The sequence below is a fragment of the Paracoccus sp. BR5-17 genome, assembly GCF_055693925.1.
In genome coordinates this window covers 423,795-444,189 of sequence record NZ_JBVFUV010000003.1, presented here as the reverse complement: position 1 = coordinate 444,189, position 20,395 = coordinate 423,795, and the positions used below count along the sequence as shown (strand labels likewise).

Annotated in this window: 21 protein-coding genes; 13 read left to right on the top strand and 8 right to left on the bottom strand. The window is 70.2% G+C overall.

What is annotated here, in order from left to right; all coding sequences use genetic code 11:
- Positions 1-87 precede the first annotated feature (87 nt).
- From ACZ1HC_RS03435 to ACZ1HC_RS03425, 3 genes are read left to right on the top strand one after another with little or no spacing between them, the layout of a single operon-like run.
- A complete protein-coding gene (locus ACZ1HC_RS03435) occupies positions 88-1,110 on the top strand; it encodes an efflux RND transporter periplasmic adaptor subunit (protein WP_472698765.1) in 1,023 nt (340 codons plus the stop codon).
- Positions 1,107-2,204: an efflux RND transporter periplasmic adaptor subunit gene (locus ACZ1HC_RS03430; protein ID WP_472698764.1), complete on the top strand. Its 1,098-nt coding sequence runs from the start codon at positions 1,107-1,109 to the stop codon at positions 2,202-2,204. The genes ACZ1HC_RS03435 and ACZ1HC_RS03430 overlap by 4 nt, the downstream gene beginning before the upstream one ends.
- Positions 2,201-5,251 carry an efflux RND transporter permease subunit gene (locus ACZ1HC_RS03425; protein WP_472698763.1) on the top strand — a complete coding sequence of 1,017 codons (3,051 nt, stop codon included), beginning with the start codon at positions 2,201-2,203 and terminating at the stop codon, positions 5,249-5,251. Before ACZ1HC_RS03430 ends, ACZ1HC_RS03425 begins: the two co-directional genes overlap by 4 nt.
- Before the next feature lie 45 nt (positions 5,252-5,296).
- Here ACZ1HC_RS03425 and map read toward each other — a convergent pair whose 3' ends face one another.
- A complete protein-coding gene (gene map / locus ACZ1HC_RS03420; RefSeq protein WP_472698762.1) occupies positions 5,297-6,094 on the bottom strand; it encodes a type I methionyl aminopeptidase in 798 nt (265 codons plus the stop codon).
- Positions 6,095-6,199: 105 nt separating this feature from the next.
- Between map and ACZ1HC_RS03415 the strand changes: the two genes are divergently transcribed.
- Positions 6,200-6,940, top strand: coding sequence for a competence/damage-inducible protein A (locus ACZ1HC_RS03415; protein ID WP_472698761.1), 741 nt, complete (start codon positions 6,200-6,202; stop codon positions 6,938-6,940).
- Complete coding sequence (locus ACZ1HC_RS03410; RefSeq protein ID WP_472698760.1) at positions 6,940-7,656, top strand: GNAT family N-acetyltransferase; 717 nt, start codon at positions 6,940-6,942, stop codon at positions 7,654-7,656. The genes ACZ1HC_RS03415 and ACZ1HC_RS03410 overlap by 1 nt, the downstream gene beginning before the upstream one ends.
- Here the strand turns inward: ACZ1HC_RS03410 and ACZ1HC_RS03405 are convergent.
- Positions 7,651-8,334 (bottom strand): CbiX/SirB N-terminal domain-containing protein, encoded by a 684-nt coding sequence (locus ACZ1HC_RS03405; protein ID WP_472698759.1) that lies wholly within the window; start codon positions 8,332-8,334, stop codon positions 7,651-7,653. The two genes, ACZ1HC_RS03410 and ACZ1HC_RS03405, sit on opposite strands and share 6 nt — an antisense overlap.
- Positions 8,331-8,936 (bottom strand): DUF4202 domain-containing protein, encoded by a 606-nt coding sequence (locus ACZ1HC_RS03400; protein ID WP_472698758.1) that lies wholly within the window; start codon positions 8,934-8,936, stop codon positions 8,331-8,333. Before ACZ1HC_RS03400 ends, ACZ1HC_RS03405 begins: the two co-directional genes overlap by 4 nt.
- Positions 8,937-8,974: 38 nt before the next feature.
- On the opposite strand from ACZ1HC_RS03400, the gene ACZ1HC_RS03395 reads away from it, so the two are divergent.
- Positions 8,975-9,496, top strand: a complete 522-nt coding sequence (locus ACZ1HC_RS03395; RefSeq protein WP_472698757.1) for an NnrU family protein — start codon at positions 8,975-8,977, stop codon at positions 9,494-9,496.
- A 67-nt stretch (positions 9,497-9,563) separates the two neighbouring features.
- On the opposite strand, the gene ACZ1HC_RS03390 is transcribed toward ACZ1HC_RS03395, so the two are convergent.
- Positions 9,564-10,610: an NAD(P)/FAD-dependent oxidoreductase gene (locus tag ACZ1HC_RS03390; RefSeq protein WP_472698756.1), complete on the bottom strand. Its 1,047-nt coding sequence runs from the start codon at positions 10,608-10,610 to the stop codon at positions 9,564-9,566.
- Between ACZ1HC_RS03390 and mnmC2 the strand changes: the two genes are divergently transcribed.
- Positions 10,609-11,280, top strand: a complete 672-nt coding sequence (mnmC2, locus tag ACZ1HC_RS03385; RefSeq protein ID WP_472698755.1) for a tRNA (5-methylaminomethyl-2-thiouridine)(34)-methyltransferase MnmC2 — start codon at positions 10,609-10,611, stop codon at positions 11,278-11,280. The two genes, ACZ1HC_RS03390 and mnmC2, sit on opposite strands and share 2 nt — an antisense overlap.
- On the opposite strand, the gene ACZ1HC_RS03380 is transcribed toward mnmC2, so the two are convergent.
- A complete protein-coding gene (locus ACZ1HC_RS03380; protein ID WP_472698754.1) occupies positions 11,277-12,002 on the bottom strand; it encodes a rhomboid family intramembrane serine protease in 726 nt (241 codons plus the stop codon). The two genes, mnmC2 and ACZ1HC_RS03380, sit on opposite strands and share 4 nt — an antisense overlap.
- Before the next feature lie 5 nt (positions 12,003-12,007).
- On the bottom strand, positions 12,008-12,481 hold the full coding sequence (locus ACZ1HC_RS03375) for an META domain-containing protein (RefSeq protein ID WP_472698753.1): 474 nt from the start codon (positions 12,479-12,481) through the stop codon (positions 12,008-12,010).
- A 67-nt stretch (positions 12,482-12,548) separates the two neighbouring features.
- Between ACZ1HC_RS03375 and ACZ1HC_RS03370 the strand changes: the two genes are divergently transcribed.
- Entirely contained in the window at positions 12,549-13,817 is a 1,269-nt protein-coding gene (locus tag ACZ1HC_RS03370) for a 4-aminobutyrate--2-oxoglutarate transaminase (RefSeq protein WP_472698752.1), read from the top strand.
- On the opposite strand, the gene chrA is transcribed toward ACZ1HC_RS03370, so the two are convergent.
- The gene (gene chrA, locus ACZ1HC_RS03365) at positions 13,818-15,005 is read right to left on the bottom strand and encodes a chromate efflux transporter (protein ID WP_472698751.1); all 1,188 of its coding nucleotides are present in this window, start codon (positions 15,003-15,005) and stop codon (positions 13,818-13,820) included.
- Between the two features lie 176 nt (positions 15,006-15,181).
- Between chrA and ACZ1HC_RS03360 the strand changes: the two genes are divergently transcribed.
- Genes ACZ1HC_RS03360 through ACZ1HC_RS03350 form a run of 3 tightly spaced genes read left to right on the top strand, consistent with a single transcriptional unit; the run spans position 15,182 to position 17,524 of the window.
- Positions 15,182-15,766 carry an NADPH-dependent FMN reductase gene (locus ACZ1HC_RS03360; protein ID WP_472698750.1) on the top strand — a complete coding sequence of 195 codons (585 nt, stop codon included), beginning with the start codon at positions 15,182-15,184 and terminating at the stop codon, positions 15,764-15,766.
- Positions 15,767-15,815: 49 nt separating this feature from the next.
- Positions 15,816-16,757, top strand: a complete 942-nt coding sequence (locus ACZ1HC_RS03355; RefSeq protein WP_472698749.1) for an ABC transporter ATP-binding protein — start codon at positions 15,816-15,818, stop codon at positions 16,755-16,757.
- Positions 16,754-17,524: an ABC transporter permease gene (locus ACZ1HC_RS03350; RefSeq protein WP_472698748.1), complete on the top strand. Its 771-nt coding sequence runs from the start codon at positions 16,754-16,756 to the stop codon at positions 17,522-17,524. Before ACZ1HC_RS03355 ends, ACZ1HC_RS03350 begins: the two co-directional genes overlap by 4 nt.
- 18 nt (positions 17,525-17,542) lie before the next feature.
- On the opposite strand, the gene ACZ1HC_RS03345 is transcribed toward ACZ1HC_RS03350, so the two are convergent.
- Positions 17,543-18,010, bottom strand: a complete 468-nt coding sequence (locus tag ACZ1HC_RS03345; protein WP_472698747.1) for a hypothetical protein — start codon at positions 18,008-18,010, stop codon at positions 17,543-17,545.
- Positions 18,011-18,224: 214 nt separating this feature from the next.
- Here ACZ1HC_RS03345 and rimO point away from each other — a divergent pair, with 214 nt between their 5' ends.
- Positions 18,225-19,589 (top strand): 30S ribosomal protein S12 methylthiotransferase RimO, encoded by a 1,365-nt coding sequence (gene rimO, locus ACZ1HC_RS03340; RefSeq protein WP_472698746.1) that lies wholly within the window; start codon positions 18,225-18,227, stop codon positions 19,587-19,589.
- Between the two features lie 79 nt (positions 19,590-19,668).
- Positions 19,669-20,304, top strand: a complete 636-nt coding sequence (locus ACZ1HC_RS03335; protein WP_472698745.1) for an MT-A70 family methyltransferase — start codon at positions 19,669-19,671, stop codon at positions 20,302-20,304.
- The last annotated feature ends 91 nt before the right edge of the window (positions 20,305-20,395 follow it).

Here is a 20,395-nt window from a genome sequence, read left to right as displayed (position 1 = left end):
GGCGCTGGTTTTGACGCACAGAGGGCGCCATTCGATCGGGTCGTCATGATGCGCAAATCGAGCCTAGCCTTTGTGATCGTTGCTGCCATGTCCGGCACCCCCTTGGGGGCGCAGGATGATCTGCTGCGCGTCGAACTGGTCGCGGCCGAGGAACAGCCGGTGCGCTTCGACCTGCAGCTGACCGGCACGATCACCGCTACCGACAGCGTCCAGATGAGCTTTCGCCAGCCGGGGCGCGTCATCGGCGTGTCGGTGGACGAGGGGGACCGGGTGACGCAGGGGCAGGAGCTGGCCCGGCTGGATTCGGTCCAGCAGGACCAGGCGTTGCGCGTGGCCGAGGCCGGACTTGCCGCCGCGCAGGCGGGCCTGTCGCAGGCGCGCCAGGCCAGCGACCGGGCCCAGGCGCTGCTGGCGCGCGGCGTCGGCACGCGCGCCGCGCGGGACGACGCGCTGCGCCTGCTCTCGGAAGCCGAAGGGACGGTGGAGCGCGCGGAAAGCGCCCTCGACCAGGCCCGCCGGGCCGTCGAGGACACGGTCCTGCGCGCCCCCGAGGATGCGGTGGTGACGTCGCGCGACATGGCCCCGGGCCAGGTGGTCGGGGCCGCGCAGGTGGTGCTGACCCTGGCGACGCTGAACGGGCTGGAGGCGGTCTTCAACGCCCCCGACCAGCCGCGGCTTGACGAGGCGATGGGCAGCCCGGTGCGGCTGGAGACCATCGACATTCGCCGCCCCGAGATGCAGGGCACGGTCACGGAGATCTCGCCTCTGGTCGATCCGGCCACGGGCACGGTGACGATGCGCGTCGCCATCCGGGACGTGGCCGCCGATACCGCCTTGCTGGGTGCGGCGGTGCGGGGGCATGTCGATATCGCCGTCGATCGCGGCATTGCGGTCCCCTGGACGGCGCTGATGCGCCAGGGCAACCGGCCCGCGGTCTGGCGGGTGGATGAGGAGCGCCGCGTCAGCCTGGTGCCGGTGACCATCGGGCATTTCTCGAACAGGGTCGTCTATCTGACGGACGGCATTTCGGCGGGCGATACGGTGGTGGGCGCGGGCTCTCAGCTGCTCTATCCCGGCCGGCAGGTGCAGGGGGCCGAGGCGCAGCCATGAAAGCCCTGGTCGTTCTTCTGGCCCTTGGACTGGCCGCCGCGCCCGCCGGGGCGCTTTCCCTGCCCGACTGGCTGGATTTCCAGTCCCACGCCGAAGCCCCGGCCCCGGTGCGTCCCGTGGTCTCCGAGATCGTCGAGGATCGCGGCCAGGACGCGCGATGGGTTCCGGGGGTGGTGGCCTCCAAGACCCAGGTGACGATGGCCTTCCAGACGCTGGGCCGGATGGTGTCGCGCCCCGTCGATCTGGGCGACCGTGTTGAAAAGGGCGACGTTCTGGCCAATCTGGCGGCCGAGGATCTGGCTGCCACCACCCGCGCGGCCGAGGCGGCGCTGGCGGCCGCCGAGGTGCAGCGCGACACGGCGCGGCGGGCGCTGGAGCGCACCCGGGCGCTGGCCGCCCGCGGCGTCGCCACCGCCGCCGAACTGGAACAGGCCCAGCAGGCCGCCGCCGCCGCCGAGGCAGGGGCCGAGCAGGCGCGTTCGGAACTGGTTCAAGCCCGCGATTCCCAGGACTATGCCCGCATGGTGGCGCCGTTTTCGGGCGTGGTCAGCGCGGTCTACGAAGCCCCGGGCAGCGTTCTGGGCGCGGGAACCCCGGTCCTGCAGCTTTCCGCCGAGGATCAGCGCGAGGCCCTGATCGACCTGCCCGAATCGGCGATCGCCGCCCTGCCCGCCAAGGCCGTCTTCACCGTCTGGCAACGCACCGATCCCGCGGGCCAGGTTCAGGCGACGCTGGACAGGATCGACCCCACCGCCGATGCGGCCACCCGCACGCGCAGGCTTTACCTGACCCTGCCGCCCGACGCCCCCTTCCGGCTGGGCGCGCTGATCCGCGCCCGGCTGGGCACCGCCGCCGAGCCCGCGCTGATGCTGTCGGCCTCGGCCATCTTCCAGCGGGGCGGCGCGCCCCATGTCTGGCGCGTGCTGCGCCAGGGCGACACGGCCCGGGTCGAGGCCGTGCCCGTCACCCCCGCCGCCGACTTCGGCGGCCGCATCCTGCTGGCCGAAGGGCTGCGGCCCGGGGACGAGGTCGTGGTGCGGGGCGTCAATTCGCTGACCGACGGCCAGGCCGTCGGGGAAAGGGTCCAGCCTTGAGCCGTTTCAACCTGTCGGACTGGGCGCTGAACCACCGCAGCTTCGTCTGGTTCCTGCTCATCATCTCGCTGGTGGCGGGCACCATCAGCTACAACAGCCTGGGCCGCGAGGAAGACCCCAACTTCACCATCAAGATCATGGTCATCAACGCGGCCCTGCCCGGCGCCACCGTCGAAGAGACGCTCAAGCAGGTGACGACGCGGATCGAGACCAAGCTCGAGGAACTGGACGAGCTTTATTTCACCCGCTCGGTCACCATGCCGGGCCAGGCGATCGTCTATGTCGAACTGCTGCCCACCGTCCGCGGCCCGCAGGTGCCCGATGTCTGGAAGCGCGTGCGCGAGATGATGTCGGACATCCGCCCCGAATTTCCCCAGGAATTCGCAGGCTTCCAGTTCAACGACGACTTCGGCGACGTGTTCGGCAACATCTATGCCTTCACCGCGGACGGCTTCAGCCCCCGCGAACTGCGCGACCAGGTGGAAGACATCCGCAAGCAGGTGGCGGCCCTGGACGCCGCCGGCAAGGCCGAACTTCTGGGCGAGCAGCCCGAGCAGATCTACATCGAGTTCTCGGCCGCGCGGCTGGCGGCGCTGGGGCTGAACCAGCAGCAGGTGCTGGCGACGCTGGCCCAGCAGAACGCCATCGCGCCGTCGGGGGTGATCCAGGCCGGCCCCGAACAGGTGCTGGTCCGCGTCGGCGGCCAGTTTGACGACGCCGAGGCGATCGCCGCCGTCAACCTGCGCGTGGGCGAGCGGTTCTTCAAGGTGGGCGACGTGGCCACTGTCCGGCGCGGCTATCAGGATCCGCCGCAATCGCTGTTCAGATACAACGGCCAGCCTGCCATCGGCCTGCAGGTCGGGATGCGGGACGGCGAGAACATCTTGGAGTTCGGCGAGGAACTGGACGCGCTGATGAACCGCATCGCCGCCGGCCTGCCCATCGGCATCGAGATGGCCAAGGTCGCTGACCAGCCGCACGTAGTCGAAGACGCGGTGGGCCATTTCGTGAAGGCACTGGCCGAGGCGGTAGGGATCGTGCTGGTCGTCAGCTTCATCAGCCTGGGCCTGCGGGCGGGCTTCGTCGTCACCCTGACCATTCCGCTGGTGCTGGCGATCACCTTCGTGATCCTGGACCTCTACGGGATCACGCTGCAGCGCATCTCGCTGGGGGCGCTGATCATCGCCCTGGGGCTTCTGGTCGATGACGCGATGATCGCCATCGAGACGATGATCTCGCGGCTGGAAATCGGCGAATCGCTGGAAAAGGCCGCCAGCTACGCCTGGACCTCGATCGCCTTCCCGATGCTGACGGGGACGCTGGTGACGGTGGCGGGCTTCATCCCCATCGGGCTGAACAACTCGGCCGCGGGCGAATTCACCTTCTCGCTGTTCGTCGTGATCGCGGTCTCGCTGGTCGTGTCGTGGTTCGTCGCGGTGCTGTTCGCGCCGCTTCTGGGCGTGACCTTCCTGCGCACCTTCCCGGCCCATCACGACGCGAAGCCGGGCTGGCTGCGGCGGCGGTTCCATGCGCTGCTGCGATGGTCGATGCGCTTCAGGTGGATCGTCATCGCGGTGACGCTGGCGCTGTTCGCGCTGTCGGTCTGGGGGATGCGCTTCGTCGAGCAGCAGTTCTTCCCGACCTCGGACCGGACCGAGGTTCTGGTGGACATCGCCGAACGCCAGAACAGTTCGATCGCCCAGACGCGCGCCGACATGGACCGGCTGGAACAGGTGCTGGCGGACAATGACGACGTGCTGTTCTGGACCTCCTATGTCGGGGCGGGCGCGCCGCGCTTCGTGCTGGCGCTGGATGTGCCGACGCCCGGCCCCTACATGGGCCAGATCGTGATCCAGACCCCGGATCTCGAGGCCCGCGACAGGGTCAAGGCCCTGCTGATGGAAACCGCCGCCCGCGACTTTGCCGGCGTCGATATCTACGTCAAGAACCTGGAAATCGGGCCGCCGGTGGGCAAGCCGGTGCAGTACCGCGTCAGCGCCCCCGATGCCGACGCCGCCCGCGACGCGGCGCGCCAACTGGCCGCGATCCTGGCGCAAGAGCCGCGGTTGCGCGACATCGCGATGGACTGGAACGAGCCGGCGCGCGTCGTGCGGCTGGAGATCGACCAGGACCAGGCGCGCCGGCTGGGCGTGACCAGCCAGGATGTGGCGGACACGCTGTCGGCGCTGTTTTCCGGGCGGACCGTCACGCAGCTGCGCGACGACATCTTCCTGATCGACGTGGTGGCGCGCGGCGATGCCCTGGACCGCAGTTCGCTGGATTCGATCCGCAACCTGCAGATCGTGCTGGCCTCGGGCCAGAGCGTGCCGCTGTCCACCATCGTCTCTCTGCATTACGCGACCGAGCAGCCGCTGATCGCGCAGCGCGACGGCCTGCCCACGGTGACGGTGAAGGCGGCGATTGCCACCGACGACCAGCCCGCCACGCTGGTCAACGCCCTTGCCCCCGCCGTGGCCGAGTTCCAGCAGGGCCTTCCCGGCGAGGTGACGATCACCGTGGGCGGCACGGTCGAGACCTCGGCCGATAGCCAGGAACCGATTGCCGCCGTGGTCCCGGCGATGCTGCTGATCATGGCGCTTCTGGTCATGGCCCAGATGCAAAGCTTCCGGCTGTCGCTGATCGTCTTCGCCGCCGCGCCCCTGGGGCTGATCGGGGTGGTCGCGGTGCTGGTCCCCTTCCGCGTGCCGATGGGCTTCGTGGCGATCCTGGGGATCCTGGCGCTGATCGGCATCCTGATCCGCAACTCGGTCATCCTGGTCCACGAGATCCAGGAACTGCTGCACGGCGGCCGCAGCCAGTGGCAGGCGGTGTTCGAGGCATCCGACAGCCGCGCCCGGCCGATCCTGCTGACGGCCGCGGCGGCGTCGCTGGCGCTGATACCGATCTCGCGGCAGGTGTTCTGGGGGCCGATGGCCTATTCGATGATGGGCGGCATCATCGCGGGCACGCTGATCACGCTGGTCTTCGTGCCGGCGCTGTATTGCGCGGTGATGCGGGTGAAGCCCGACCCCGAGGACCGGGCCTGACCGGGCGCCCGGTCAGGCCGAACCTGGGGCCGGTCGAGCCTGGCATCAGTCGAGTTCGGGGAAGAACCTGTCGGACAGCGTGAAGATCTCGCAGCCGTCGGCGGTCACGCCGATGGCGTGTTCGAACTGCGCCGACAGCGACTTGTCGCGGGTTACCGCGGTCCAGTCGTCGGCCAGAACCTTGGTTTCCGGGCGGCCCAGGTTGATCATCGGCTCGATGGTGAAGAACATGCCTTCCTCAAGCACCGGGCCCTTGCCGGGACGTCCGAAGTGCAGCACGTTCGGGGGCGCGTGGAACACCCGGCCCAGCCCGTGGCCGCAGAAGTCGCGCACCACCGACATGCCGTGCCCCTCGGCATAGGCCTGGATGGCCGCGCCGATGTCGCCGAAGGTCGCGCCGGGGCGGACCGCCTCGATCCCCTTCATCAGCGCGTCGTGCGTCACCTGGATCAGCCGCTTGGCCTTGATCGAGGCCTTGCCCGCCACATACATGCGGCTGGTATCGCCATACCAGCCATCGACGATCACCGTCACGTCGATGTTCAGGATGTCGCCGTTGGCCAGCACCTTGTCGCCCGGGATGCCGTGGCAGACGACATGGTTCACGCTGATGCAACTTGCGTGTTCATAGCCCCGATACCCGATGGTGGCCGAGGTGGCGCCCAGTTCCTGCACCCGGCGGGTGATGAAGTCGTCAAGCGCGGCGGTGGTGACCCCCGGCCGGACCAGCGGCCCGACCTCGTCCAGGATCCGCGAGGCCACGGCACCGGCCTTGTGCATCCCCGCAAAATCCTCGCGCGCGTGGATGCGGATGCCTTCCTTGGTGATGTGGCTCTGGTCCATCGCTGATCCTTTCGTATGGCCGCATAGATAGACCCGGAAGGCCACTTGTTCCAGCCCCGCGCGTGCGCATAGATGCAGGCCATCACTGGTTTCAGGGGGCAGACGATGCAATCCGACAATCCGACGGCGGCGATCCTGGTGATCGGCGATGAAATCCTGTCCGGCCGCACGCGCGAGGGGAACGCCCACCACCTGTCGCAGGTGCTGACCGCGACCGGCTTCGATCTGCGCGAGATCCGGGTGGTGGCCGACGATCACGACGGCATCGTGGCCGCGATCCGCGCCCTGAACAGGACCCTGGGGGGCGCCTACGACCTGCTGTTCACCAGCGGCGGGATCGGCCCCACCCATGACGACATCACCGCCGATGCGGTGGCCGACGCGCATGGCACGGTGCTGGAGATCCATCCCGAGGCCCGTGCCCGGCTGCAGGCCCGCTGCGAGCGGATCGGCGTCGAACTGACCGAGAACCGGCTGCGCATGGCCCGCATCCCCGTCGGGGCGACGCTGATCGACAACGCGCTGTCGGCGGCGCCGGGCTTTTCGATCGGCAACACCCATGTGATGGCGGGCGTCCCCGAGGTGTTCCGGGCCATGGTGGACTGGCTGATCCCCCGGCTGCCCGGCGGCCGCCCCGTCCAGAGCCAGAGCATCGAGGTGCGGCGCGGCGAAAGCGACGTGGCCGAGGATCTCTCGGCGGTCGCGGCCGAGTATCCCGACCTGTCGCTGGGCTCGTATCCCTTCCACGATTCGACCGGCTGGGGGACGAACCTGGTGGTGCGCGGCCTTGACGGGGCGCGGGTCGATCAGGCGATGGCGGCGCTGAGACAGCGGCTGGTGCTGTGATGGACGCCGCGCTGGCCCGCGCCTTCGAGGAAACCTGGCCCGCCGCCGAATATGCCGAGGCCGGGGGCTTCCGGGTCGGGCGCGGGCTGGGCGGCGGCGGCCGGGTCAGTTCGGCGCGCCCGGTCGGGGCCTGGAGCCCCGAGGACATCGCCACGGTCGAGGCGATCCACCGGAACTGGCAGCAGCAGCCGATGTTCCGCCTGCCGGATGCGGACCGGGACCTGGCCGCGGTTCTGGACGCCGCCGGCTACCGCCGCGAGACGCCGACCGCGGTCATGCAGGCCCCGGTCGAGGCGCTGCTGTCGGGGCGGCGGATCCCCTTCATGGCCACCTTCGCCATCTGGCCGCCGCTGGCGATCCAGCGCGACATCTGGGCGGCCGGCAACATCGGTCCGGCGCGCCAGGCGGTGATGGACCGGGTGGCGGTTCCAAGAACGGCGATCCTGGGGCGGATGGACGACCGCGCCGCGGGCGCGGCCTTTGCCGCCCTGTCCGGGGACGTGGTGATGGTCCACGCGGTCGAGGTGCTGCCTGCCTTCCGCCGCCGCGGTCTTGCCGGCTGGCTGATGCGGCGGGCGGGGCTGTGGGGGCAGGAGCAGGGGGCCCTGCGGATCGGGCTGGCGGTCAATCGCGCCAATGCGGGCGCGCGGGCCGCCTGGGACGCCCTGGGCTTCAGCGAAGCCTGGGGCTATGCCTATTACACAAAGGGATCATAGGGCGGCGCGGATGCTGGCGGCGATCAGGGACGGAACCTCGGGGGCGAGGCCCAGGGGATCCAGCCGCGGGCCGGTGAACCCGCCCTGATCCAGCGCCTTGGGCAGGTCGTCCAGCACATGGTCGGCGCGCAGCGCGAACAGCGGCAGGCTGACGGCGCGATCCAGTCCCCGCGCGGCCTCGGCGATGAAGGGTTCCTGTTCCACGAAACCGGTCACCACGCGCGCGAAGTGCGGGGCGAGGCGGTCGGCAAGGGCGGTCGTGATGGCGAAGGACGCCTGCGACCGCTGCGAGCCATGCGCCGAGAGCAGCAGCGTGGTGTCCTGCGGGGACCAGCCCCGTTCTGCGGCCGCAGCCTGGGCCTTGGACAGGATCAGCCCGGGCAGGGCCGGATCGGTGCCGAAGGGACGCAGCACGCGCGCCCGGCCTGCGCCCGCCCGGGCAAGCCGCCGCGGCAGTTCGGTGCCGGTGAACCAGCCTTGCGCCATGAACATCGGATAGATGAGGCTGTCGTCATCGGCGACGGCCGCCAGGGCGCCCGGCATCGCCAGCGTCGCGCCCGCGACCGGGCAGCCGGGATCGCAGGCGGCGACGCGCGCGGCCAGATCCTCGACGGCCTGCTGCTGGGGGCCGGGATCCCCGGGCTGCCCGTGAGAGACGATGACGGCGCGGGTCGTCACGGGGTGGCTTCCAGCCGGAAGTGCCGGGCCAGGCTTTCGGGCATGGGAAATTCCTGCAGCGCCCGGGCGCGGCCCTCCGGCGACATCTTGGCCGCGGTCTTCTGCAGGATGCGGTCCATCTTCTCGTCCGGGATCGCCGCCATGAAGTCGCCCAGATACCAGCGGATGAAGGTGAAGCAGATCACGTCCTCGAGGGCCTGAACCTCGGGGTCGCGCTTGAGGCCCTGCTTGGTCAGCATCCTGCGCGCCCGGTCGATGTCGTCCGGGCCGTAGCCTGCCTCGGCCATGATGCCCGCGACGCGGTCGGCGTGGCGGCGGCCCTGTTCCTGGCGCCATTGCAGATAGCCCGCCCGGTCCTTCGGATAGGCGTCGCGCGGCAGAAGCCAGCGTTCGACGTGCTGGCCCCGGCAGGCGATGCGCAGCGCGTCCGAGGCCTGGGGAAACAGCCGCTCCTGCTGCTGCGTCATCCGCTGGCCGTAGAGCAGATTGGCGGGCTTGCCGTCCTCGAGGTTGGGGTCGCGGGCATTGGCCTCGTCGATGGCCCCGAAGGCGCGGTCCAGGGGGTGGTCATGGGTTGCGGTTCCTTTTTCCCGCAGTTTCACCCGCTGGCGCGGCGCCGCGCAAGCGGTTAGAGGGGCGCATGAGCGGATGGATCGGATACGGGGCCGCCTGGGCGTGTTTCCTGGGGGCGCATATGATCCCGGCGCTGCCCGGCCCGCGCGGCTGGCTGGTGAGGCGGCTGGGGCGGCGGGGATACCTGGCCTCGTTCAGCCTGCTGTCGGTCGGGCTTCTCTACTGGCTGATCCTGGCGGCCGGGCGGGCGCCCTTCGTGCCCTTGTGGGACCCGCCGGGCTGGAGCCGCTGGCTGGTCAACATCGCCATGCCGGTGGCGGTCCTGACGGGCGCGCTTACGCTGGGGATGGCGGGGCTGGTGACGGCCTTCGCGCTGTGGGCAGGCGCGCATCTGCCGGCCAACGGCGATCTGGCCCATGTGCTGCTGTTCGGCGGGATGCTGGTCTTTGCGCTGTCGGGCATGGCGCGGTCGGGGCTTCCACGCATCTTCCGTCCGGGCTGGCGGCGCCTGGTGCTGGCGCTGGCCGTCTGGGCGGCTCTGCTGCATCTGCATCCTCTGGTGATCGGCGTCTCGCCCCTGCCTGCCTGACGGCAGGCGAAGGCCGGGGGCGCTTCTCCCCCCGGACCCCCCGAGGATATTTGCGGTCCGATGCAGGTCAGAGGCGAAAGCCGTCGGGGATGGCGTCAAGGCCATCCAGGATCAGGTCGGCCATCACCTGCGCCACCTTCGGCGCCATGCCGAAGCCGATCTTGAAGCCGCCATTGGCGACGAAATGGCCGGGGCGCCCGGGCCAGGGGCCCAGGATCGGGGCGCGGCTCCGCGCGCGCGGGCGCTCGCCCGCCCAGCGGTCGATGACCGGCGCGGCGCGCAGTTGCGGGCAGATGCCGCGCGCCCTGGCGATCAGGCCGTCGATCCGGTCGTCGGGATCGGGATGGTGGTAGTCGGTTTCCGAGGTCGAGCCTATCGCCACCGTGCCATCGGCATGGGGCACGATATGCAGCCCCTCGGCAAAGACCTGCGGCGCGTCGGGCGCAGCATGGCGCAGCAGCGCGGACTGGCCCTTCACGCCCTTGCCGACGGGGCGGCCCAGATCGCGCGACAGATCCCTCAGCCCAGGCGTGCCGGTCGCCCAGAGGATCGGGCCGCTGCAAGGGCCAGGGTCCTGGCCCTCGATCACCTCTCCGCCGCGGCTGCGGATGGCGGCGGCAAGCGCCGCCACCGCCGAGCGCGGCGACAGGCGGGCGGTCAGGCCGTCGAAGAGCCAAAGCCCCGAGGGGCTGGCGGGGACCAGATCGCCTGTCGGGACGTCGGTGAGGCGCATCGCGCAGTCCTGCGGCCAGCGGTCGGATGCGGCGGCAAGGCGGTCGCTTAGGCCATCCGCATCCGTCACCGGCTGCAGCCGTCCCGTGCGGGCGTAGCCGGTGGGCAGGCGAGATGCCGCCTCGACCCCTGACCAGAAGCCGGGCGCCATCAGCAGGCTGTCCAGCTGGAAGGCCTTCTTCGGGTTCCAGTTCTCGGGGGCATGGGGGGCGAGCGCGCCGACATGGCCGCCCGACGACCCCGCCCCGATCCGCCGGGATTCGATCAGCCGGACCGGGGCGCCGCGGCGGGTCATCTCCCACGCGCAGGCCAGTCCGAAGATGCCGCCGCCGATGATCGTGACGCTTGTCAAGCCGTAGCCCTTTCCCCTAGCTGCGGGCATGAGCGCGTTACCCGATCCCGACCCCGCCCGCCACCCGCAGCTTGACTGGCGCGAGGGCGGCGTGCCGGTGTCCACCCGCTTCGACGATCCCTATTTCAGCCTGGACGGTGGGCTGGCCGAGACGCGGCACGTGTTCCTGGAGGGCAACGGCCTGCCCGCGCGGCTGCGGCCTGGCTTTCATGTGGCGGAACTGGGCCTCGGGACCGGGCTGAACTGCCTGGCCCTGGCGCAGGTGGCGGCGGTCCCGGTGACGATGACCAGCTTCGAGGCCTGGCCGATGAGCCTGCCGCAGCTTGAGCAGGCCCATGCGGCCTTCCCGGAACTGGCTGATCTGGCGGCACGGCTGCGCGCGGGCTGGGGCCGCGACGTGATCCGGGTGGGGCAGGTCCGGCTGCACCTGGTGGTTGGCGATGTCGCGCAGACCCTGCCCGGCTGGCGGGGCAGGGCGGATGCCTGGTTCCTGGACGGCTTTTCCCCCGCCAGGAACCCGGAGATGTGGCGGGACGAGATCATGGCCCATGTCGGGCGCTGCACCGCGCCGGGGGGCACCTTCGCCACCTATACCGCCGCAGGCGGCGTGCGGCGCGCCCTGGCGCAGGCGGGGTTCACGGTCGTCCGCCGCCCCGGCTTTGGCCGCAAGCGGCACATGAGCGCCGGCGTCAAGCCCTAGCGGCGCACGCGCGGGATGCGCGTCGGGGCATAGACGGCCTCGGGATGCGGGGGAAGGCCGTGGGTGCGCGCCCAGAAGCCCGGACCGCCCAGGCGCAGGAAGCGCGGCAGGGCAAGCGCCGCCCCGGCCAGAAAACCGCCCGCATGGGCCCAGTAGGCGACGCCGCCCCCGTCCGTCGGGGTCGTGTATCCGCCAAAGATCTGGATCGCCAGCCAGACGCCCAGCACCACCCAGGCAGGCAGGGTGAAGATCTTGAAGAACACGATGAAGATCGCCAGGATATCGACCCGGGCGCGCGGGAACAGCAGCAGATAGCCGCCCATCACGCCGGCGATGGCGCCGGACGCGCCCACCATCGGCACGGGCGACAGGGGATCCGCGGCAATCTGGGCGGCCGCCGCGATCAGGCCGGCGGCCAGATAGAAGGCCAGAAAGCCCAGACGGCCAAGCTGTTCTTCAAGATTGTCGCCGAACACGTGCAGGAACAGCAGGTTGCCCGCCAGGTGCAGGATCCCGACATGCAGGAACATGTGGGTCAGAAGCCCCCACATCAGGTCGCCCTGCACCACCGCCAGCGGATAGAGCGCCAGCCGCACCCACAGCCATTCCCCTCCTTCGACCGCCGGCAGGGTCAGCAGGAACAGGGTGATGTTGGCGACGATCAGGCCCTGGGTCACCCAGGGCCGTTGCTGCGACGGGTTGTGGTCGCGGATCGGGAACACCGGGCTCAGCCGCCGCCGGCGGGAATCAGGGCGATGCGCTCGCGGCCCTCGGGGTCGATCAGGGCGACGGTGTCGCCGCTGCGCCGGGCGCCGGTGATGCTGCCCAGGGCCACGGCGAAGCGCATCTCGGCCATGGTGCGGTCGGGCTCGAGGCAGGCGGCGCGGGTCATCACCATGCCGCTGACAGTCATCGCGCCGCCGCTTTCGGTCAACTGGCCGCTGTAGCGGTTGCAGGGCGCACGCCCCGTCACGCGGCCGCCCTCGCCCACCTCGAGGGTGACGCCGCCCGGGGCGGGGGCGCCGTCGATGCGGGCCACGGCAAAGCTGCTGCCCGGGCGCAGCATGGCCACCGATCGTTCGCCCGGATCCTGGCAGGCGGCAAGGGACAGGACTGCGGCGACAAGGGCAAGGGCGCGGGCCGGCATCGGAACCTCCTGGGGGTCGTGGGCCAGCATGGCGCGGCGGGGCAGGCGGCGCAAGGCCGGGCCTGTTCGGCGCATTGCCGCTGCGCTAGCATCCTGCCGAATCACGGGAGAGGCGACTTCGATGACCAGCATGACCGACCGCAAGAATGCCGCGATCTCTCGCGGGGTGGGCATGACCACGCAGATCTATGCCGACCGCGCCGAGAACGCCGAGATCTGGGACAGGGACGGCAACCGCTATATCGACTTTGCCGCGGGCATCGCGGTGGTCAACACCGGCCACCGCCATCCCAGGGTGGTCGAGGCCGTCAAGGCGCAGCTGGACCGCTTTACCCATACCTGCCACCAGGTCGTCCCCTATGAGAACTATGTGGCCCTGGCCGAACGGCTGAACGCCCTGGTGCCCGGCGATTTCGAGAAGAAGACCCTCTTCGCCACCACCGGCGCCGAGGCGGTGGAAAACGCCATCAAGATCGCCCGCCACTATACCGGCCGCCCCGGCATCGTCAGCTTCGCGGGCGGCTTTCACGGGCGGACCTTCATGGGCATGGCGCTGACCGGCAAGGTGCAGCCCTACAAGGCGGGCTTCGGGCCGATGATGCCCGACGTCTGGCATCTGCCCTTCCCGAACCCGCTGCACGGCGTCAGCAAGGAAGACGCGCTGAAGGCGTTGCAGCAACTGTTCAAGGCCGACCTGGAACCGGCGCGCGTGGCCGCCATCATCGTCGAGCCGGTGCAGGGCGAGGGCGGCTTCTACGAGGTGCCGCAGGGCTTCATGGCGGAACTGCGCGCGCTGTGCGACCATCACGGGATGCTGCTGATCGCGGACGAGGTGCAGACAGGCTTCGCCCGCACCGGCAAGCTGTTCGCGATGGAACATCACGGCGTCGCGGCGGATCTGGTGACGATGGCCAAGGGGCTGGGCGGCGGCCTGCCCATCAGCGCCGTCACCGGACGGGCCGAGGTGATGGACAGCCCCAATCCCGGCGGCCTCGGCGGCACCTATGCCGGCAACCCGCTGGGCGTGGCCGCCGCCCATGCCGTCCTCGACGTGATCGAGGAGGAGGGGTTGTGCGACCGCGCCATGCGGCTGGGCCAGCGGCTGAAGCAGCGCCTGGCCGCCGCGCGCGACCAGATCCCGCAGATCGTCGACATCCGCGGCCCCGGCTTCATGAACGCGGTCGAGTTCAACCTGCCCGGCAGCGACAGCCCCAGCCCGGCCTTCGCCAACAAGGTCCGCGACGAGGCGCTGAAGCGCGGGCTGATCCTGCTGACCTGCGGTGTCCACGGCAACGTGATCCGCTTCCTGGCGCCGCTGACGATCCCCGACCCGGTCTTCGAGGAAGCCCTGGACATCCTGGACGACAGCCTTCTGGCCGCGCGGGGATGATCAGGCGATGGCCGCCCCGGCGCCGGCCGCCAGCAGCACCACCGCCCAGGACGGGACGTTCCACCGCGTGAGCGCCAGAAAGCCCGCCAGCGCCAGGGCGAAATCCACCCGGTCGCCGATGGCGCTGACGAAGACCGGGTCGTAGAGCGCCAGCCCCAGGATCCCCACGACCGCCGCATTGGTCCCCTGCATCGCCGCCTGCGCACGGGGCTGGCGGCGCAGCCGGTCCCAGAAGGGCAGGGCGGCCGTCAGGATCAGGAAGCCCGGCAGGAACAGCGCCACCAGGGCGATGACCGCGCCGGCGACGCCGTTGGGCGGAACCTCCATCAGCGCGCCCAGCCAGGCCGCGAAGGTGAACAACGGTCCCGGCACCGCCTGCGCCAGCCCGTATCCGGCCAGGAAGGCGTCGGGGCCGACCCAGCCGGGGGCCACCGTCCCCGCCTCCAGCAGGGGCAGCACCACATGGCCGCCGCCGAAGACCAGCGCTCCGGCGCGGAAGAAGCGGTCCGCAAGGGCCAGGCCCTGCCCGGCCGGGGCCAGCAGCGGCAGCAGGACGAGCAGGCCGGCCAGGATCGCCAGCGCCGCCAGACCGCTGCGCCGCCTGATGCCCAGCGCCAGCGCCGACGGCGCGGCGCCGTCCTGCGGGCGGCACAGCGCCAGCCCCGCCAGGGCGCCCGCGGCGATGGCGGCCATCATCCCCGCCGATCCGGGCAGCACCACCAGCATGACAAGCGCCCCCAGGGCGATGCCCGCCCGCGTCCGGTCGGGACACAGGCTGCGGGCCATGCCCCAGACGGCCTGCGCGACGATGGCCACGGCGACGATCTTCAGGCCCTGGATCACACCCGATGCCGCCGTCCCAGCGCCCAGTCCCAGCCCCGACAGGGCCAGCCCCGTCAGCAGCACCGCCGAGGGCAGCGTGAAGCCCAGGAAGGCCGCCAGGGCGCCGGCCCAGCCTGCCCGCATCATGCCGATGGCAAAGCCGACCTGGCTGGAGGCCGGGCCCGGCAGGAACTGGCACAGCGCCACCAGATCGGCATAGGCGCGGTCGGTCATCCATTGCCGCCGGGTCACGAACTCGTCGCGGAAATAGCCCAGATGCGCGATGGGGCCGCCGAAGGACGTCAGCCCCAGCCTGAGAAACACCAGAAAGACCTGCAACGGGCTGCTGCCGGGCAAAGGGGACATGCGCTTTCCCTGACGATGGCGACGCCGGTTTGTGGCATGGCGCGGCGCGGCGGGCAATGCCGCGGGCCCGGCCACGGCGCCCTCGGGGGAACGGCGGCGGGCTTTTTCGCCTTGTCCTTCGCCCGGGACGACTGTCTTTAGGAACCCGGCCCTTTCTGAACGCGCAAGGAGCGGCGATGGCGGAACGCAAATGCATCGGGGTGATCCTGGGGTCGATCCGCGCCGGGCGGATCAACGACCGCGTGGCCTCCTGGGTGATCCGCCAGCTGGAGGGGCACGGCTTCGCCACCCGGATGATCGACCCGGCCGATCCCGACCTGCTGCCGGTGCAGACGGGCGACGCGGCCGCCATCGGACGGCTGCGCGACCGGATGGCGGGGCTTGACGGCTTCGTGATCGTGACGCCGGAATACAACCACGCCGAGCCGGGCCACCTGAAGACGCTGATCGACAGCGTCACCGCCGAATGGTGGGCGCGGCCCGTGGGGCTGATCGGCTATGGCGGCATCTCGGGCGGGTTGCGCGCCATCGAGGCGCTGCGGATCATCCTGGCCGAACTGCACACCGTCACGCTGCGCGACACGGTCAGCTTCGCGTCGCCCTGGCGGCGCTTCGACGAGGCGGGCCGGATCACCGATGCCGACGACGCGGCCGCCGCCACGGCGGCGATGGCGGTGTTCGCGCACCGGCTGGACTGGTGGGTGGAAGCCCTTGCCAACGCGCGCGACGCTCGCCCCTACCACCCCGAGGACGACGGCTGATGCCCCTGGCGCCAAGCGATCGCGCCCGATCCGTCACAAGGACATCCCCATGACCCCGATCATCCAGATCCAGAACCTCACCAAGCAGTACGACAGCGGCACCAAGGCCCTGGACAACGTGTCGCTGGACATCCACGAGGGCGAGATCATCGCCCTGCTGGGCCCGAACGGGGCGGGCAAGACGACGCTGATCTCGATCATCTGCGGGCTGGTGGTGCCGACCGGCGGCACCGTGCGCGTGGGCGGGCACGACATCCGCACCGACTGGCGCGCCGCGCGCAAGCTGATCGGCCTCGTGCCCCAGGAAATCGCGCTTGAACCCTTCGAGAAGGTCATCAACTGCGTCCGCTTCACCCGCGGGCTTTACGGCGAAGGCCCCGACGACGCCCATATCGAACAGGTGCTGCGCAGCCTTGCGCTGTGGGACAAGCGCGACGCCATGACGCGCGAGCTGTCGGGCGGCATGAAGCGGCGGGTGCTGATCGCCAAGGCGCTGTCGCACCGGCCCAAGGTGCTGTTTCTGGACGAACCCACGGCGGGCGTGGACGTGGCGCTGCGCCGCGAGATGTGGGAGGTCGTGGACCAGTTGCGCCGCGACGGCGTGACGATCATCCTGACCACCCACTACCTCGAGGAGGCCGAGGAGATGGCCGACCGCATCGGCGTCATCAACCGGGGCGAACTGCTGCTGGTCAGGCCGACCGTCGAGCTGATGGGCGAGTTCGGCAGGAAGACCCTGACGATCGAGCTGATGGAGCCGATGGCGGCGCTGCCCGACGACCTGGCGGGCCGCGGCCTGCGCCTGTCCGCCGACGGGCTGGCCCTGGCCTATGACTATGACACGCGGGCGGCGCGGACCGGCATCGCCCGCCTGTTGGGGGATCTGGCGCGGCACGGGGTGATGGTGCGGGACGTCTCGACCCGCCAATCCACCCTGGAAGAGGTTTTCATGACGCTCGTTTCCGAACCGCGCCGCGAGGTGACGGCATGACCGGGATCAACTGGCCCGGCGTGCGGGCCATCTTCCATCACGAGATGATGCGCTTTTTCCGAACCATCATGCAGTCGATGCTGTCGCCCGTCATCTCGACGGTCCTTTACTTCGTGGTGTTCGGCGCCGCCATCGGCGGGCGCATCCAGGCGGTCGAGGGCGTGGAATACGGCGCCTTCATCGTGCCGGGCCTGATGATGCTGACCATCCTGCAGCAATCGGTCAGCAACGCCAGCTTCGGCATCTATTTCCCCAAGTTCAGCGGCACGATCTATGAATACCTGGTCTCGCCCGTGGGCTGGATCGAGGTGACGCTGGGCTTCGTGGGCGCGGCGGCGACCAAGGCCGTGCTGATCGCCCTGGTCATCCTGGCGACCAGCTTCTTCTTCGTGGGCGTCCATATCCTGCATCCGGTCTGGATGCTGGCCTTCCTGATCCTGACCGCCACCGGCTTCAGCCTGCTGGGCTTCATCATCGGGCTGTGGGCGAAAAGCTTCGAGCAGTTGCAGGTGGTGCCGCTGATGGTCATCACGCCCCTGGTGTTCCTTGGCGGCGCCTTCTATTCGGCCGAGATGCTGCCTCCCTTCTGGGAGGACGTCGCCAAGCTGAACCCGGTCCTGTATCTGGTCTCGGGGTTCCGCTGGTCCTTCTTCGGCCTGGCCGACGTCCCGGTGGGCGTGTCGCTGGTCGCGGTCGCGCTGATGATCGCGGTCTGCTGCGCGGCGATCCGCTGGATCTTCGCGACCGGCTGGCGGCTTCGCGAATAGCCGTCGCAGGCCGGATCGTCACAGGCTGGGGCAGATCCTCGCCTGCGGGTCCAGCCGCACATAGTCGCGCGCCGTGATCACCTGCATCTCGCTTGCGCGGTTCCAGCCGCCGAACCACCGGTGGCGGATGCCGGCGCGGTAGAAGCGGCCCATGATCTGATCGACATAGGGCGGGATGATCCGCGTGTTGGGGATGCGCGGGGCGTGGAACCCGATCCGCGCCTTCGGCCCCAGGCAGGCGTTCGGCAGCGTCGTCAGGATCGTGCAGGCCGACCGGCAATAGCCGCGGATGCGCACCGTGCGCCCGGTCGCGGCCAGTTCCTGGCGCGTCTGCACCATCTGCAGGACGTTGCCGCCCTTGTGGTTCCACACGTCGATGAACTGGCCTTGCCGGTGGATGCCCGGTCGCGGCTGGGCCTCGGCGGGGCCGGCCATCGCGGCCACGACAGCCGCAACGGCAAGGACGGGGAAAATCTGCATCTTCATGGGGCCGTTATTCCCCAGCCCCCGCCGCAGGGAAAGTCACGTTCCGGCGAACTGGGGCCGTCCCGGCGCGTTGAAGGTCAGCGAAAGGAGGCCCTCATGTACCGTCTGTTCAAGTATTTCGCCATCTTCAAGATGATCCGCCGCTTCATGCGGCGCAGATAGGCCGCGCGGAACGGGCTTTTCCCGCGGGCGCAGAATCGCTTATCTGCGCGCGATGCACCAGAACCCGCCCGACCTGCGCCCCGATCTTGCCCGCGCCCGCGTCCCCGAGACCCGCCGCGAGGGCCAGCCGACCATCGGCATGGTGTCCCTGGGCTGTCCCAAGGCGCTTGTGGACAGCGAACGCATCCTGACCCGCCTGCGGGCCGAGGGCTATGCCATCAGCCCCGACTACAAGGGCGCCGACGCGGTGATCGTGAACACCTGCGGCTTTCTGGACAGCGCCAAGGCGGAAAGCCTGGACGCCATCGGCGAGGCGCTGCGCGAGAACGGCAAGGTGCTGGTCACCGGCTGCCTGGGGGCGGAGCCCGACTATATCACCGGCGCCCATCCCCGGGTGCTGGCCGTCACCGGCCCGCATCAATACGAGGCCGTGCTGGACGCGGTCCACGCCGCGGTGCCGCCGCAGCCCGATCCCTTCATCGACCTGCTGCCCGCATCGGGCGTCAGCCTGACGCCGCGCCATTACAGCTATCTGAAGATTTCCGAAGGCTGCAACCATCGCTGCAAGTTCTGCATCATCCCCGACATGCGCGGCCGCCTGGTCAGCCGCCCGGCTCATGCGGTGGTTCGCGAGGCGGAACGGCTGGTGCAGGCCGGCGTGCGCGAACTGCTGGTCATCAGCCAGGACACCAGTGCCTATGGCCTCGACCTGCGGCACGCGACCGACCGGGGGCACCGCGCCCACATTACCGACCTAGCCCGCGACCTGGGCAGCCTGGGCGCCTGGGTGCGTCTGCACTATGTCTATCCCTATCCGCATGTGCGCGACCTGATCCCGCTGATGGCCGAGGGGCTGGTGCTGCCCTATCTGGACATCCCCTTCCAGCACGCCCATCCCGAGACCCTGCGCCGCATGGCGCGGCCGGCGGCGGCGGCCCGGACCCTGGACGAGATCGCCGCCTGGCGCGCGATCTGCCCCGAGATCACGCTGCGTTCCACCTTCATCGTCGGCTATCCCGGCGAGACCGAGGCCGAGTTCCAGACCCTGCTGGACTGGCTGGACGAGGCGCAGCTGGACCGCGTCGGCGCCTTCCAGTACGAGAACGTCAAGGGCGCGCGGGCCAACGACCTGCCCGACCACGTCGCGCCCGAGGTCAAGCAGGACCGCTTCGACCGCTTCATGGAAAAGGCCCAGGCCATTTCCGAAGCCAGGCTGGCCGCGAAGGTCGGCCGTCGTCTCGAGGTGATCGTGGACAGCGTGGACGACCAGAGCGCCACCTGCCGCACCAAGGCCGACGCGCCGGAAATCGACGGCAACCTGTTCATCGACGAAGGCTTCGAAAGCCTCGCCGCGGGCGACATCGTCACCGTCACCGTGGACGAGGCGGGCGAATACGACCTGTGGGGCCGGCTCTAGCGCAAGCTTGGCGGTGGCGGCGGCGCGGGCGGTCGGCTAAAGCTGGGTCGCATCTGTGAACCTCTGACCGGAGGCCGGCTTGGCAAGCGCGTCCGATGATCTTCTGGCCACCGCCGGCGCGGTCCGCTTCGGCACTGTGCTGGCCGATCCGCCCTGGCAGTTCCAGAACCGCACCGGCAAGATGGCCCCCGAACACAAGCGCCTGTCGCGCTATCCGACCATGACGCTGGACGAGATCTGCGCCCTGCCCGTGGCCCGGGTCGCCGAGGCGCGGTCGCATCTCTACCTCTGGGTGCCGAACGCCCTGCTGCCCGAGGGGCTGCGGGTCATGGAGGCCTGGGGTTTTGCCTACAAGTCGAACCTGATCTGGTACAAGACCCGCAAGGACGGCGGCCCCGACCGGCGCGGGGTGGGCTTCTATTTCCGCAACGTCACGGAAATCCTGCTGTTCGGCACGCGCGGCCGCGACGTGCGCACGCTGGACCCCGGCCGCAGCCAGGAAAACGTCATCGCCACCCGCAAGCGCGAACATTCGCGCAAGCCCGACGAACAGTATCCGCTGATCGAGGCCTGTTCCTGGGGCCCCCGGCTCGAGATGTTCGCGCGCGGGCCGCGCCCGGGCTGGACCGTCTGGGGCAACCAGGCCGGCGCATACGAACCCGACTGGCCCACCTATGCCAACCACTCCCAAAGCAACGCGGTGAAGCTGCCTTGAGCGGTCGGGCCCCGGTCATGGACCCCACGGGCCTGCCGCGCAAGCCCGGCGCCCTGTGCATCGGCGCGCAGAAGGCCGGGACAAGCTGGCT